Genomic DNA, 14,736 nt, shown 5'->3' with positions numbered 1-14,736 from the left:
ACCTCTGCTACAGAGGGCCACCAGTCTGGACCCCTTTCGGCAAACGCTGATCAATCAGCTGATACAACGCACTACTCTCAGGCCAGTTCCGCATAAACCGCGCACGGTCCCTGGCATACGCCGGGGCGAAGCTGGCGGCAGAGCTGTGTTGGCACATCGCGTCGAGGTCGATCAGCGACCAGCGATCCTTATCCCAGAACAGGTTATGGCCCTTGAAGTCGCCATGGCTGATGCGCTCGCGAATCAGCTCGGCGAACAACTGGTCCAGCGCCAGCAGTTCGTTTTCCGGCGCGTCACCGTGTTCGATATAGGGCGCGAAACGCTCGATGATGTCCGGGCCCGGCAGGTATTCGGTAACCAGGTAAGCGCGGCTGCGCAGCCAGAAAAAGCGCTTTTCCAGGACGGCCAATGGCTTGGGCGTGGCGATGCCGAGGAACGCCAGGCGATTGCCTTCGCGCCAGGAATGCCAGGCGCGGCTCGGGCGCCAGAAGCGCTTGAGCCAATGGGCGAAGCCCTTGATGTTGTAGCGCTTGATCACCAATGGCCGGCCGGCTACGTCGACCTTGGCCACGCTGGCCGCACCACCGGTCTTGTACAGGTGGCCCTGGTCGAGCAACGCATCCGCCTGCGCCAGCACCGGCAGCATCGCCGGCTCTTCCTCGCGACGGATCGCGCGCAAGGCAAAGGCGCCACGCACCACGCTGAACAGCGTGCAGTCGCGGCCCACTTTGTTCAACAAGTCCTTCAAACGCCAGGCGCTGACCTTGCGCACCTGTTTTTCCAGGGCTTGCAGGGGCAAGGCGTGCTCGCCGTTGCTCAGCAGGTAGTACACCAGCAGTTCTTCGGTAAACGGTTGGAGGTTTTTCGGCAACTGGGCGAAAAACACCCCGAGGTTTTCCAGCACGCGGTCGCGCGACAGGGGCTTGCCGGCCTCTTCAACACGAATGCCGGCGCCATCGATCAAGTACAGCTTGCCGTCCCGGCGCAGCAGGTTGTCCAGGTGCAGGTCTTCCTGCCACAGGCCCTTGGCATGCATCTGGCCGATCGCACCCAGGGCCTCGGCCAGCACGGCGGTTTGCTCGTCGGCCAGTGGCGGTAGCGCTTCAACGGCGTGCCAGGCATCGGCCAGGCTCTCGGCACCGTCGATAAACTCGAACAGCAGCCAGCCGCCCTCGCCGTCCTGCAAGCCATCGGCGAGCAACAGCGGGGTGGTCAGGCCTTGCTCGGCCAGCAGGCGTACGCCGCTGAGTTCACGCTGGAAATGCCGCGCGGCCTTGCCGCCCACCAATAACTTGGCCAGCACCGGACGCCCGCGCCAGATCGCCGCGCCCACATAACGCTCGCCCGGCAACACCCGCAACAGGCTCAGCAGTTGCAGTTGGCCCGGGCCGGCGGCATCCGCGAGGTCGACAGTGAGGGGCAGGCTCGGCGTGCGACCGGCGCTTTTCAACTCGGACAGGCGCATCAGCGGTTCTCCTTGTGGCTACGCCGCTTCGTCAGGCGTTGCAGCCAGGTGGTGACGAGGGCGCTGCCTTCGGGCTGATCGAGGTAAGCCGCCAGCAATTGACGCACCTGGGCGTCGGACCACTGTGGCGCACGGCGCAACAGCGGCTCCAGGTCCTTGACCCGGTCACGCCAGCCGAACAGCAGCGGGCGGGTTTTCTCCAGGTCGATCAACTGCGCGGCGTAGCCGTCACCAGTAGCCTGCAGGAAAATATGCTTGGGGTAGAAACAGCCATGCACCTGGCCGACGCTGTGCAACCGGCGCGCCAGTTGACCGCAGGCCAGCAGGATCGCGCGGTGCTGGGCATCGCTGAGTTGCGCCCATTGCTCCAGCAATGAATCCAGGTCATTCCAACCGTCCAGGGCACGGGTCAGCAGCATCGCGCGATGCTCACCGGCGACTTTGCGCTCGCCATAGAACGCCGCCTGCAGCGCCGGGATCCCGAGCTTGCGGTAACGGCTGATGTTGCGGAACTCGCGGGAGAAACTGGGCTCGCCCAATGGCCGGTGCAAGCTGCGCGTGAGGTAGTTGCTCTGGCGCTTGAGGTAATAGCCGTGGCCGTCGAGCTCCAGGCGAAACACGCTGCTCCAGCCGCCACGGCTGGTGTTCGGCTCGTCCACCGCGTCCAGTTGCCGGGCCCACAGAGCGTCGAATGTCGCGAGGCCGTGGCGCTCCAGCAGGGCGCGATCTTCAGCCGCCAGGAAATCACTCATTCACGTCCCTCGAAAAACTTCACTACGTGGCGAATCCGCCGTTTGTCCGACTCACTCAGGTGCCGACACCCACGGTACTGCATGTAGAAGCGCAGGCGCTGAGTGGCCGACAAGTGATACTTGGCCACCTTGTCCAGGCAGGCCAGGTCCTTGGTGATGCGGTACTTGAGCCAGAAACCGCGCCAGAAATCGCCGTTGGGGCAATCGATCAGGTACAGGGTGGCCTGATCGTCGATCAGCAGGTTGCGCCACTTCAAGTCGTTATGGGTAAAGCGATGATCGTGCATGGTGCGCGTGTATTCGGCGAGCTGGCGGCTGACCGCGTTGACCCACTTGGGGTCGCGCAGGCGCGCATCCTTACGTTCGGCCAGGACCGAGAGGTCTTCGGTCCTCGGCAACTCGCGGGTGATCATCGCGCCACGATCATAGGCCAGGCCGCTGCGCTCCAGGCCCCAGGCGACCACATCGGCGGTGGGAATGCCCCACTTGGCGAAGCGCTTGAGGTTCTGCCATTCGGACTTGACCCGCGGCTTGCCCAGGTAGCGCCGCAGGCCCTTGCCGGCGCCGGTGTAGCGTTTGACGTAGTAGTTGACCCCGCCACGCTCCACGCGAATCACTTCCGACAGCGGGTCGCGGGTCAGCCGCTCGCCTTGCAGGGCAAACACCGCTTCGAGGCTTCCAAAATCATCCGCCAGGGCGGCGTAGGCAGGCTCCAGGTTCCAACCCGCCATCAGATCGCATCCCCATAACGTTGCTTGCGCGCGTAGAGCTTGTCGGCCTTGCGCTGCATCAGGCTCAGGGACGCCGATTGCTCGGCCAGGACCTGGCGCAGCGGCTGGCGGAAGTAGCCCTTGAGGAAGCGCAATTTATCGCGCCGGGTCAGGCCGATGTCCAACGCTGAGTAGTACAGCGCGGAGAGATCCTTGTCGCGCCAGCGCAACGGCAGATGAGTGCGCATTTGCGCCCGATGCAGGTCGATCACCGAGAGCTTGATGTTGCGCGCATCGATCGGCTTGGACGTGTCCAGCAGGAAGTGGCACAGGTAGCAGTCGCGGTGATTCACGCCGCCCCGGTGCATGTCGCCGACCATGCGCGCCAGTTCGGCCGTGAGCGCATGGCGCAGTGCAGGTGTGGGCGGTTCGGCGACCCAGTTGACGGTCAGGTCTTCAAGGCTGATGGTCGGCGCCAGCTCTTCGGTGATGATGAACGAGTGCTGGTCCGCCGGGTTGCTGCCCTTTTCGCCGAAGGCCACGCCGGTCATGGTCGGCACGCCGATCGCCTGCAAGCGGTGAATGGCATCCCATTCCAGGCCGGCGCCGAGCACCGGCAGCTTAGCGGTGATCAGGTTCTTGAAGATTTCCGCCCAGCCGATGCCGCGGTGGATTTTGACGAAATACGGGCGGCCATCCACCTCGGTGCGCAGCGTGCGACGCGCCGCCAGTTCACGGAATACCTGGCCTTGCAGTTTCTCGACTTCGGCGAAGGCGTCACGCCCGGCCCATAACGTCTTGAACGGTTCGGCAAGAATCAACTTCATCGTTTTGGCTCCGCCAGAATCACATCCGCAGCGTGCTGCGGCATGCTGTAGAGGTCGGCCGTCTCGGCGAAGGCCAACCCATTGCGGCCCCAGGCCGCGCGCTGTGCAGAATCGGTCAACATCTGCGCCAGGTACTGGTTCAACTGAGCCTGCTCAAACGGCTCGTCCAGCACCAGGCCGCTGTCGGCTTCGGCGATGTAATGGGCATAACCACACACCGCCGAGACCAGCACCGGCAACCCGGCCACCAGGGCTTCGAGCAACACGGTGCCGGTGTTTTCGTTGTACGCCGGGTGGATCAGCAGGTCGGCGCCCAGCAGGAAACGCGGAATATCGCTGCGCCCCTTGAGGAACTGCACGTTATCGCCCAGCCCGAGGGTGGCGCTTTGCAGTTGGAATACCTTGGGGTCGTCCTGGCCGATGACAAACAGGCGCGTGCGTTTTTTCAGCTCAGCGGGCAACGCCGCCACGGCCTTGAGGCTGCGGTCGACGCCCTTGGTCTTGAAGCCGGAACCGATCTGCACCAGCAGCAGGTCGTCATCGCCCAGGTTGAACTCCTTGCGGAAGCCTTCACGAATCTCGGCCGCATTCGGCGGCGCGCGGCGGTCCTGGGCAATGCCCGGTGGCAACAGGTGAAAGCGCTCCAGCGGCGTGTCGTAATGCTTGATGAACAGCGGCTGCTGCACTTCGGAAATCATCAAGACTTCGGTCTTGGCGTCCTTGGCAAACACCGCGCGCTCGTACTCGGCAAAGTGGCGATAGCGGCCAAAACTGCGGTACAGCGAATGGCGCAGGTTTTGTGCCTTGTCTTCGAAGCAGCCGTCGGCAGCGTAGTACACGTCCAGGCCGGGCATCTTGTTGAAGCCGATCAGGCGGTCCACCGGGCGCTTGGCCAGGTCGGCCTGCATCCAGGCGCTGAGTTTCTCGTTGCGCCGATGGTTGAAGAACGCCTTGACCGGCGCCACCAGCACTTCGAAGCCGGGCGGAATGTCGCCCTCCCAGATCAGCGTATAGACACGAATCTGATGGCCGCGCTGCTGGCACTCCAGGGCGATGCGCATGAAATCGCGCTGCAGGCCGCCGAAGGGAAAATATTTGTACAGAACAAAAGCCAGTTGCATCAGTGCAGCTCCTCAGCCAGTAACAACGTGCTCAGCCGGGTTGCCACACGCTCAGGGTTCAGGCGCGTGAAACACAGGGGCGACTCGCGCTTGATGTCGAACCGACGCAGGTCGTCGGCCGTCGGTTGATAGGTACATTGTTTTTGCAGGCACGGCGCACAGGCAAAGTCGCTGGCCAGGTGAATCTGGCCCTTGCCGTAGGCGCCGGTCAGGCCGGGGTTGGTGGGGCCGAACAGGGAAATGGTCGGCACATCCAGCGCCGCCGCCAAATGCCCCAGCCCGGTGTCCACCGCCACACAGGCGCGGGCGCCGGCCAATACCCGGGCCACGCCGGCCAGGTTCAGCTTGGGCAACACTTCGGCGTTGCTCAGGCCTTGGGCCAGGCGTTCCGCCCGGGCCTTTTCGGCGGCGTTGCCCCAGGGCAACTTCACGTCCACGCCGAGGCGGCCCATGCGTTCAGCCAACTCGCGCCAGTAGGCTTCGGGCCAATGCTTGGTGTCCCAGGTGGTGCCGTGCAGCAGCAGGACGAAGGGCTTTTTCGGCGGCAGGCCGAGCAGTTTTTCGGTGCTGAGGCCGTAGTCACCCAAGCCTTTGGGCAAGTCATAGCCGAGGGCCACGGCGAACAGTTGACGCAAACGCTCCACCGCATGCTGCCCACGGGCCACGGCCAGGCGCCGCGAGTAGAAGCGAGCCGCAATCGGCTCACGGGCCGAGTGTTTGTCGAATCCGGCCACCGGAGCCCGCACGTAGCGGGTCAGCCAGGCGCTTTTGAACAGGCCCTGGGCATCGATCACGAGGTCGTATTTGGTCGACTGGACTTGCTGCTTGAAGCGCCGCCACTCGCCGCTCTTGAAGGTTTCCCAGAGGTTCTTGCGCCAGCGGCGGATCGCCACCGGGATCACCTTGTCCACCGCCGGATGCCAGGTGGGGATTTCAGCAAAGCCTTCTTCCACCACCCAGTCGAAGCGAATGCCGGGGATCGCCCGTGCCGCGTCAGTCAGTGCCGGCAAGGCGTGAATCACGTCGCCCAGGGATGAGGTCTTGATTACCAGTACCCGCAACTCAGTGAACCTCGACCACGTCGCCCTGCAATCGCTGCAAGGCATCGGTTACCGGCTGCGGCAGCAATTGGCGCAGGCAGTTGTAATGGCCGAAGCGGCAGGTGCGATCAAAGCACGGGCTGCACTCCAGCCCCAGGCGCACCACTTCGACCTGGTCGGCCAACGGCGGGGTGAAGCCCGGCGAGGTGGAGCCGTACACCGCCACCAACGGGCGGTTCAGCGCAGCCGCGACGTGCATCAAGCCGGAGTCGTTGGACACCACGGCGTCAGCACAGGACAGCAAGTCGATGGCCTCGGCCAGGGACGTGTCGCCACTGAGGTTGACGGCCTCTTCGCGCAGGCCCGGGATCAGGCGCTGGCGAATGTCTTCACCCACCGAGTGATCGTTTTTCGAACCGAACAACCACACCTGCCAGCCTTCACGAATCTTCATCTCGGCGACTTTGGCGTAGTGGTCCGACGGCCAGCGCTTGGACTCGCCAAACTCCGCACCGGGGCACAGGGCCAACACCGGACGATCCAGGGCCAGGCCGAACTTGGCCAGTGCCGCATCGCGGGTCACCGGGTCGATCTGCAGGCTGGGGCGCGGGTACGGCTTGGGCAGCTCGGCGCCCGGCGCATAGGCCAGGGCCATGAAGCGTTCGATCATCAGCGGGTAACGCGCCTTGTCCAGGGTGCGCACGTCGTTGAGCAGGACGTAGCGAAACTCACCGCGCCAGCCGGTGCGCTTGGGGATGCCGGCAAAATACGGCACCAACGCCGACTTGAGCGAGTTGGGCAACAGGATCGCCTGGTCGTACTGGCCCGCCAGGGATTTGCCGATGCGACGGCGAGTCGCCAATTCCAGGGCACCGTGGCCGAGCGGAAAGCTCAAGGCCTTGCGCACTTCGGGCATGCGCTCGAGGATCGGCCGGCTCCACTCGGGGGCAAGCACGTCGATCTGGCAGTCCGGGTAGCGCATACGCAGGCTCTGGAACAGTGTCTGCGCCATCACCATGTCACCGACCCAACTGGGCCCAACGATCAGAATATTCATGTAGTTTCCACAAACGATGCGGGGAGGCTTATGCCTCCCCGCCCTAATAGTGTTTCAACCCAACCCCAGCGCCTGCCAGATTCGCATCACCTGGCGCCGTTCGTCAGCGAACTGATCACCGGGTACCGTACCGGCCTCGTTCTGCAAGGCCTGGCGATGCGCGGCGGAACGGTAGGCCTTATACACCTCGCGCAGCAGATGGGCATCGGCGGCGGGCATCAAGCCCACCTGCTCGAGGCCTTCCAGAATGCGGATATTGTCGGTGTAGCGCAGCAACGATGGATGTTGCGCAGACCACGCCAAAGCCGCGTATTGCACCATAAATTCAATATCGACGATACCTCCGGCGTCCTGCTTGAGGTCGAACAGCACCGTGGCGTCGAAGGCATTGGCGCCGGTGCCGGCCGCCGTGGCCTTGGTCCCCAGGTTGTCACGCATCTTGGCGCGCATCTCGCTGACCTCCTGGCGCAACTTCGCCAAGTCGCGCTCACGCCCCAGCACTTTAGCCCGTACCTGCTCGAATGCCTGGCCCACATCCTGGCTGCCCACCAGCACCCGCGCGCGGATCAGGGCCTGATGTTCCCAGGTCCATGCTTCATTTTGTTGATAGCGATCAAACGCCCCGAGGGAACTGACCAGCAACCCGGATGCGCCGGATGGTCGCAGGCGCATGTCGACTTCATACAACTGGCCGGAGTTGGTCTGGGTGGTCAGCAGGTGAATGATCCGCTGGCCCAGGCGCGTGAAGAACTGCGCGCCGTCGATCGGCTTGGCGCCGTCGGTCTCGGCCTGCGGGTCGCCATCGTGGATAAACACCAGGTCCAGGTCCGAACCATGCCCCAGTTCGATGCCGCCGACTTTCCCATAACCGACAATGATGAACCCAGGATCGCACAAGGTACCGTCCAAGCGCTGCGGCGAGCCGTGGCGCGCGACCGTCTGGCGCCAGGCCAGGGCCAGCACTTGTTCGAGGATGGCTTCGGCGAGCCAGGTCAGGTAGTCGCTGACTTTCATCAACGGCAGGCTGCCGGCGATTTCCGACGCGGCCACGCGCAGGCGGTGGGCCAGCTTGAAGTGCCGCAGGGCTTCCATCTGCTGTTCAAGGTCATCCTCGGGGATGCGCGTAAGGCGTTCGCGCAACTCGGCGGCAAGTTCCGGCGCCAGCGGTGGCTTGAACAAACGCCCTTCGTTGAGCAATTCATCCAGCAGCAGCGGGAAGCGCGTGATCTGCTCGGCGATCCATGGACTGGCGGCGCACAGGGTCAGCAGGCGGCGCAGGGCGTCGGGGTTTTCCGTCAGCAGCACCAGATAGGCGGAACGCCGGGCGACGGCCTCCACCAGCGGCAGTACACGCTCCAGCACCAGGTCCGGGTTGGCGTGCTCGACGGCCTGGGCCAGCAAGCGCGGGATAAAGGCATCCAGGCGCTCACGCCCCAGGCGCTGCATGGCCCGCAGTTGCGGACTGTTGCGCAGGCTGGCCAAGGCTTTAAGGGCTTTGGTGGCGTCGGTGAAGCCGCCTTCAGCCAATTGACGGCAAGCGGCCTCTTCATCCTGGGACTCTTCCCACAGCGGCAGCCATTCTCCGCCCACGACCAACTCGCTTTCCGCGCCTTCTTCTTCATCAGGATCCGCAATCACCTGGCGGAAGTGCCAGTCCACGCGGCCACGCCAGTACATCAGGCGCTCGTGGAACGCCGCCCAGTCGGCAAAGCCGAGCATAAAGGCAATGCGCGCCTGGTCTTCAGGGCTGTCCGGCAACATTTGGGTCTGGCGGTCGGCAATCGCCTGGATCGCATGTTCGGTGTAACGCAGGAATTCATAGCCATTACGCAACTCGGCGATCACCGCCGGCGGCAGGTAGCCCTGGCCTTCCAAGGTGCCGAGCACCTTGAGCAGCGGCCGTTGCTGCAGGCTGAGGTCGCGGCCGCCATGGATCAGCTGGAACGCCTGGGCGATAAATTCCACTTCGCGGATGCCACCCGAGCCCAGCTTGATATTGTCGGCCATGCCTTTGCGCCGGACTTCCTGCTGGATCAGCTGCTTCATGGTGCGCAGCGCCTCGATGGCGGAAAAGTCCAGGTAACGGCGGTACACGAACGGCCGCAGCATATCGAGCAGTTGCGCACCGGCCACCTGGTCACCGGCAACCACACGCGCCTTGATCATGGCGTAGCGCTCCCAGTCGCGACCCTGGTCCTGGTAGTACTGCTCCAGCGCATTGAAGCTGAGCACCAGGGCACCGGCCGAACCGTAGGGGCGCAGGCGCATGTCGACACGGAACACAAAGCCGTCGACGGTCATCGGGTCGAGGGCCTTGATCAATTTTTGACCAAGGCGGATAAAGAACTCCTGGTTATCCAGGGAGCGCTTCACGCCCACGGTTTCGCCGCCCTCGGGGTAGGCGAAGATCAGGTCGATATCCGACGAGAGGTTCAGCTCCACCGCGCCGAGCTTGCCCATGCCGAGGATGACCATGTGCTGCGGTTCGCCGCTGCGCCGCCCGGTCGGCGTGCCGAATTGCACACAGTGGCGCTGGTACAGCCATTGGTAGGCCTGGTCGATACTGGCGTCGGCCATGTCGGAGAGGTCACGACAGGTTTGCACCAGGTCGGCCTGGCGGGTCAGGTCGCGCCAGATGATGCGCACTTGCTGGCGCGTACGCTGGCGACGCAGTACGCGGCCCAGCTCATCTTCTGTTTCGGCCTGTTGCACGGCGCCGGCAATCTGCCCGCACAGCTCGCCCGGCGCAAAGCCGCGGTCCAGCTCGCCCCAGGCGGCCAGCTCGAGCAACATCAAAGGGTCACGAACACTCTGTTCAATGACAAAATCACTGGCGGCGCACACCCGGGCGAAGTCGGCCCACCGTTGCGGCGTCCACGCAGAAAGGCCATGATCGTCGTCCAGCGCGGCCACGGCGTCACGAAATGACTGCTCGGCCCGCTGGGCTTTTGGCAACAGAATGGCCGGCAGTTCGGCCAGCGTTGGAAGGCTCATGGTCTATCCTTGGTCGGCGTGTAAATGGCCTGCTGCTGTGAAGGCAGGCACCGCGCTCGATGAAGGACTGTCGAACAAAGGTGATAAATAGCTGAAAATATGTAATTTTTGGCAGGCAACATTAAACTTCTACCTTTTCTTGTTCGCAAAAGATCAACAATAACGATTATGCTCACCAGCCAGACCGAGCAATCCGCTCGGTCTTGTGTAGTTTTACTACTCGTATATACATTCGAAAGGCTGAAATGGCCGACGATTTGTAGTAAAACTACAGGACGCCGAAGCAACCTTCGGCCATCCAAGAATTTATGTCGTCTGCCCACAAGGCCAGTCGCAAACTTCAGGCAACCGATTCTGGTAGCCTTTCCGCCCTGGAGCAAGCCATGCAAGACCTCGATCCCGTCGAAACCCAGGAATGGCTGGACGCCCTGGAATCGGTTCTCGACAAAGAAGGCGAAGACCGTGCTCACTACCTGATGACCCGTATGGGCGAACTCGCGACCCGCAGCGGCTCGCAACTGCCCTACGCCATCACCACGCCATACCGCAACACCATCCCCGTCACCCACGAAGCACGCATGCCTGGCGACCTGTTCATGGAACGCCGCATTCGCTCGCTGGTACGTTGGAACGCCATGGCGATGGTAATGCGCACGAACTTGAAAGATTCTGACCTGGGCGGTCACATCTCCAGCTTCGCTTCCAGCGCAACCCTGTATGACATCGGCTTCAACTACTTCTTCCAGGCCCCGACCGAAGAACACGGCGGCGACCTGATCTACTTCCAAGGCCACACCTCGCCAGGCGTCTATGCCCGTGCGTTCATGGAAGGTCGCATCAGCGAAGAGCAAATGAACAACTTCCGCCAGGAAGTCGACGGTCAGGGCCTGTCGTCCTATCCGCACCCTTGGCTGATGCCTGATTTCTGGCAGTTCCCGACCGTATCCATGGGCCTTGGCCCGATCCAGGCGATCTACCAGGCGCGCTTCATGAAGTACCTGGAAGCCCGTGGCTTCATCCCTGAAGGCAAGCAGAAAGTCTGGTGCTTCCTGGGCGACGGCGAGTGCGACGAGCCGGAATCCCTGGGTGCCATCTCCCTGGCCGGCCGCGAGAAGCTGGACAACCTGATCTTCGTCATCAACTGCAACCTGCAGCGCCTCGACGGCCCGGTTCGCGGCAACGGCAAGATCATCCAGGAACTCGAAGGCGTGTTCCGCGGTGCCCAGTGGAACGTGACCAAGGTCATCTGGGGCCGTTTCTGGGACCCACTGCTGGCCAAGGACGTCGACGGTATCCTGCAACGTCGCATGGACGAAGTCATCGACGGCGAGTACCAGAACTACAAGGCCAAAGACGGCGCGTTCGTACGTGAACATTTCTTCAACACGCCTGAACTCAAGGCGATGGTTGCCGACCTGTCCGACGACGAGATCTGGAAACTCAACCGTGGCGGCCACGACCCGTACAAGGTCTATGCTGCGTACCACGAAGCGGTCAACCACAAAGAACAACCGACCGTCATCCTGGCCAAGACCATCAAGGGTTATGGCACCGGTGCCGGCGAAGCGAAAAACACTGCGCACAACACCAAGAAGGTTGATGTTGAAAGCCTGAAGCTGTTCCGCGACCGCTTCGACATCCCGGTCAAGGACGAAGAGCTGGAGAACCTGCCGTTCTTCAAGCCTGAGGCAAACAGCGCCGAAGCCCGCTACCTGAGCGAGCGTCGTACCGCACTGGGCGGTTTCGTGCCACAGCGCCGCGCCAAGAGCTTCAACATCCCGACACCTCCGCTGGATACCCTCAAGGCAATCCTGGACGGCTCGGGCGACCGTGAAATCTCCACCACCATGGCCTTCGTGCGGATCCTCGCGCAGCTGGTCAAGGACAAGGAAATCGGCTCGCGTATCGTGCCGATCATCCCGGACGAAGCCCGTACCTTCGGTATGGAAGGCATGTTCCGTCAGTTGGGCATCTACTCCTCCGTCGGCCAGCTCTACGAGCCAGTCGATAAAGACCAGGTGATGTTCTACAAGGAAGACAAGAAGGGCCAGATCCTCGAAGAAGGCATCAACGAAGCGGGCGCCATGAGCTCCTTCATCGCTGCCGGTACTTCGTACTCCAGCCACAACCAGCCGATGCTGCCGTTCTACATCTTCTACTCGATGTTCGGCTTCCAGCGTATCGGCGACCTGGCTTGGGCAGCGGGCGACAGCCGTACCCGTGGTTTCCTGATCGGCGGTACCGCCGGCCGTACCACACTGAACGGCGAAGGCCTGCAACACGAAGACGGTCACAGCCACATCCTGGCTGCCACCATCCCGAACTGCCGCACCTTTGATCCAACCTACGGCTATGAGCTGGCGGTGATCATCCAGGACGGCATGAAGAAGATGACCGAAGAGCAGCAGGACGTTTTCTACTACATCACCGTGATGAACGAGTCCTACCAGCAGCCAGCCATGCCGGCCGGCGTGGAAGAAGGCATCATCAAGGGCATGTACCTGCTCGAAGAAGACACCAAGGAAGCGGCGCACCACGTGCAGCTGATGGGCTCCGGCACCATCCTGCGTGAAGTCCGTGAAGCGGCGAAGATCCTGCGTGAAGAGTTCAACGTCGGCGCCGACGTCTGGAGCGTCACCAGCTTCAACGAACTGCGTCGCGACGGCCTGGCCGTAGAGCGCAACAACCGCCTGCACCCGGGCCAGAAGCCTGCGCAGAGCTATGTCGAAGAGTGCCTGGCCGGCCGTAAAGGTCCAGTCATTGCCTCTACCGACTACATGAAACTGTTTGCTGAACAAATTCGCCAGTGGGTCCCGTCCAAGGAATTCAAAGTCCTGGGCACCGACGGTTTCGGTCGCAGTGACAGCCGCAAGAAGCTGCGTCACTTCTTCGAAGTCGACCGTCACTTCGTGGTGTTGGCAGCCCTGGAAGCCTTGGCTGACCGCGGTGAGATCGAACCCAAGGTGGTAGCTGACGCTATCGTCAAGTTCGGGATCAACCCGGAAAAACGCAACCCACTGGACTGCTGAGGAGACTTTTTGTGAGCGAACTCATTCGCGTACCTGACATCGGCAGCGGTGAAGGTGAAGTAATCGAGCTGTTTGTAAAGGTCGGCGACACCGTCGAAGCCGACCAGAGCATCCTGACCCTGGAATCGGACAAGGCGAGCATGGAAATCCCTGCTCCCAAGGCCGGCGTGGTCAAGAGCCTGAAAGTGAAGCTGGGCGACCGCCTGAAAGAAGGCGACGAACTGCTGGAACTGGAAATCGAAGGTGCCGCTGATGCGGCCCCTGCGGCGGCTCCTGCTGCCGCTGCTGCTCCGGCACCTGCCGCGGAAAAACCTGCCGCTGCTGCCGAGGCTCCTGCAGCCCCGGCTGCCGCGCCGGCCGAAGCCACCGTCCAGGACATTCATGTTCCGGACATCGGCTCTTCGGGCAAGGCCAAGATCATCGAGTTGCTGGTCAAGGTCGGCGACACCGTCGAAGCCGACCAGTCGCTGATCACCCTGGAGTCCGACAAGGCCTCCATGGAAATCCCATCGCCGGCTGCCGGCGTGGTGGAAAGCATCGCGGTCAAGCTGGAAGACGAAGTCGGCACGGGCGACTTCATCCTCAAGCTGAAAGTACAAGGCGCTGCGCCTGCCGCTGCTCCAGCACCGGCTGCTGCTCCGGCGGCCAAGGCTGAAGCCGCTCCGGCCGCTGCCGCCCCTGCACCGACTGCAAAAGCCGAGGCCGCTCCGGCCCCTGCGGCTGCCGCACCGGCGCCAAGCGGTGCCAAGGTTCACGCAGGCCCGGCGGTTCGCCAACTGGCGCGTGAATTCGGCGTCGAGCTGAACGCTGTGTCGGCCACCGGCCCCCACGGTCGCGTGCTGAAGGAAGACGTGCAGGTCTACGTCAAAGCCATGATGCAGAAAGCCAAGGAAGCTCCGGCTGCCGGCACTGCTACTGGCGGCGCGGGGATTCCACCGATCCCGGTGGTGGACTTCAGCCGCTTCGGCGAGACCGAAGAAGTGCCGATGACCCGCCTGATGCAGATCGGCGCGTCGAGCCTGCATCGCAGCTGGCTGAACATTCCGCACGTGACCCAGTTCGACCAGGCCGACATTACCGACCTGGAAGCTTTCCGCGTTGCGCAGAAAGCCGTGGCCGAGAAGGCCGGCGTGAAACTGACCGTGCTGCCGCTGCTGCTCAAGGCCTGTGCGCACCTGCTCAAGGAGCTGCCGGACTTCAACAGTTCGCTGGCGCCAAGCGGCAAGGCGATCATCCGTAAGAAGTACGTGCACGTAGGCTTTGCCGTCGACACGCCGGATGGCCTGCTGGTACCGGTCATCAAGAACGTCGACCAGAAGAGCCTGCTGCAACTCGCTGCCGAAGCGGCTGCACTGGCTGCCAAGGCCCGTGACAAAAAGCTGACTGCAGACGACATGCAAGGCGCGTGCTTCACCATCTCCAGCCTCGGTCACATTGGCGGTACGGGCTTCACGCCAATCGTCAACGCGCCGGAAGTGGCGATCCTGGGTGTTTCCAAGGCCACCATCCAGCCAGTCTGGGACGGTAAAGCGTTCCAGCCGAAGCTGATGCTGCCACTGTCGCTGTCCTACGATCACCGTGTGATCAACGGCGCGGCCGCCGCACGCTTCACCCAGCGCCTGAGCCAGTTGCTGAACGACATCCGCACCATCCTGCTGTAAGCCACTGCGGCCTCCCTTTCATCGGGGAGGCCTGGTTGCACCGATTTCCGAGCGCCACGCTCGTACCTCAACCCCGTCAA

General features: G+C 62.8%; 10 protein-coding genes. 2 read left to right on the top strand and 8 right to left on the bottom strand.

Going from position 1 to position 14,736, the window contains the following annotated elements; genetic code table 11:
* Positions 1–7: 7 nt before the first annotated feature.
* Genes AC07OT_RS20470 through glnE form a run of 8 tightly spaced genes read right to left on the bottom strand, consistent with a single transcriptional unit; the run spans position 8 to position 9,966 of the window.
* Positions 8–1,465 carry a lipopolysaccharide kinase InaA family protein gene (locus AC07OT_RS20470; RefSeq protein ID WP_495108913.1) on the bottom strand — a complete coding sequence of 486 codons (1,458 nt, stop codon included), beginning with the start codon at positions 1,463–1,465 and terminating at the stop codon, positions 8–10.
* On the bottom strand, positions 1,465–2,217 hold the full coding sequence (locus AC07OT_RS20465) for a lipopolysaccharide kinase InaA family protein (RefSeq protein ID WP_027604951.1): 753 nt from the start codon (positions 2,215–2,217) through the stop codon (positions 1,465–1,467). The genes AC07OT_RS20470 and AC07OT_RS20465 overlap by 1 nt, the downstream gene beginning before the upstream one ends.
* Positions 2,214–2,948 (bottom strand): lipopolysaccharide kinase InaA family protein, encoded by a 735-nt coding sequence (locus AC07OT_RS20460; protein WP_027604952.1) that lies wholly within the window; start codon positions 2,946–2,948, stop codon positions 2,214–2,216. Before AC07OT_RS20460 ends, AC07OT_RS20465 begins: the two co-directional genes overlap by 4 nt.
* Complete coding sequence (rfaP, locus tag AC07OT_RS20455) at positions 2,948–3,754, bottom strand: lipopolysaccharide core heptose(I) kinase RfaP (RefSeq protein WP_495108912.1); 807 nt, start codon at positions 3,752–3,754, stop codon at positions 2,948–2,950. The genes AC07OT_RS20460 and rfaP overlap by 1 nt, the downstream gene beginning before the upstream one ends.
* Positions 3,751–4,875, bottom strand: a complete 1,125-nt coding sequence (locus tag AC07OT_RS20450; RefSeq protein WP_141156573.1) for a glycosyltransferase family 4 protein — start codon at positions 4,873–4,875, stop codon at positions 3,751–3,753. Before AC07OT_RS20450 ends, rfaP begins: the two co-directional genes overlap by 4 nt.
* Positions 4,875–5,936 carry a lipopolysaccharide heptosyltransferase I gene (gene waaC / locus AC07OT_RS20445; RefSeq protein WP_495108911.1) on the bottom strand — a complete coding sequence of 354 codons (1,062 nt, stop codon included), beginning with the start codon at positions 5,934–5,936 and terminating at the stop codon, positions 4,875–4,877. Before waaC ends, AC07OT_RS20450 begins: the two co-directional genes overlap by 1 nt.
* 1 nt (position 5,937) lies before the next feature.
* Positions 5,938–6,972, bottom strand: a complete 1,035-nt coding sequence (gene waaF / locus AC07OT_RS20440; protein ID WP_027604956.1) for a lipopolysaccharide heptosyltransferase II — start codon at positions 6,970–6,972, stop codon at positions 5,938–5,940.
* Between the two features lie 54 nt (positions 6,973–7,026).
* Positions 7,027–9,966 (bottom strand): bifunctional [glutamate--ammonia ligase]-adenylyl-L-tyrosine phosphorylase/[glutamate--ammonia-ligase] adenylyltransferase, encoded by a 2,940-nt coding sequence (gene glnE, locus AC07OT_RS20435; protein ID WP_115486434.1) that lies wholly within the window; start codon positions 9,964–9,966, stop codon positions 7,027–7,029.
* A 383-nt stretch (positions 9,967–10,349) separates the two neighbouring features.
* Here glnE and aceE point away from each other — a divergent pair, with 383 nt between their 5' ends.
* Both aceE and aceF read left to right on the top strand, forming a co-directional pair.
* Entirely contained in the window at positions 10,350–12,995 is a 2,646-nt protein-coding gene (gene aceE, locus AC07OT_RS20430) for a pyruvate dehydrogenase (acetyl-transferring), homodimeric type (RefSeq protein WP_065940828.1), read from the top strand.
* An 11-nt stretch (positions 12,996–13,006) separates the two neighbouring features.
* On the top strand, positions 13,007–14,656 hold the full coding sequence (gene aceF, locus AC07OT_RS20425) for a dihydrolipoyllysine-residue acetyltransferase (protein WP_495108910.1): 1,650 nt from the start codon (positions 13,007–13,009) through the stop codon (positions 14,654–14,656).
* Positions 14,657–14,736: the final 80 nt, after the last annotated feature.

The sequence above is a fragment of the Pseudomonas sp. GW821-FHT09C10 genome, assembly GCF_059418085.1.
The sequence above is the reverse complement of the archived record's forward strand: the minus strand, read 5'-3'. Positions and strand labels throughout refer to the sequence as shown.

Bases quoted from the DNA above. Each gene is read 5' to 3' on its own strand.
- AC07OT_RS20470 (WP_495108913.1), bottom strand. From the start codon at position 1,465: ATGCGCCTGTCCGAGTTGAAAAGCGCCGGTCGCACGCCGAGCCTGCCC.
- AC07OT_RS20465 (WP_027604951.1), bottom strand. From the start codon at position 2,217: ATGAGTGATTTCCTGGCGGCTGAAGATCGCGCCCTGCTGGAGCGCCAC.
- AC07OT_RS20460 (WP_027604952.1), bottom strand. From the start codon at position 2,948: ATGGCGGGTTGGAACCTGGAGCCTGCCTACGCCGCCCTGGCGGATGAT.
- rfaP (WP_495108912.1), bottom strand. From the start codon at position 3,754: ATGAAGTTGATTCTTGCCGAACCGTTCAAGACGTTATGGGCCGGGCGT.
- AC07OT_RS20450 (WP_141156573.1), bottom strand. From the start codon at position 4,875: ATGCAACTGGCTTTTGTTCTGTACAAATATTTTCCCTTCGGCGGCCTG.
- waaF (WP_027604956.1), bottom strand. From the start codon at position 6,972: ATGAATATTCTGATCGTTGGGCCCAGTTGGGTCGGTGACATGGTGATG.
- glnE (WP_115486434.1), bottom strand. From the start codon at position 9,966: ATGAGCCTTCCAACGCTGGCCGAACTGCCGGCCATTCTGTTGCCAAAA.
- aceE (WP_065940828.1), top strand. From the start codon at position 10,350: ATGCAAGACCTCGATCCCGTCGAAACCCAGGAATGGCTGGACGCCCTG.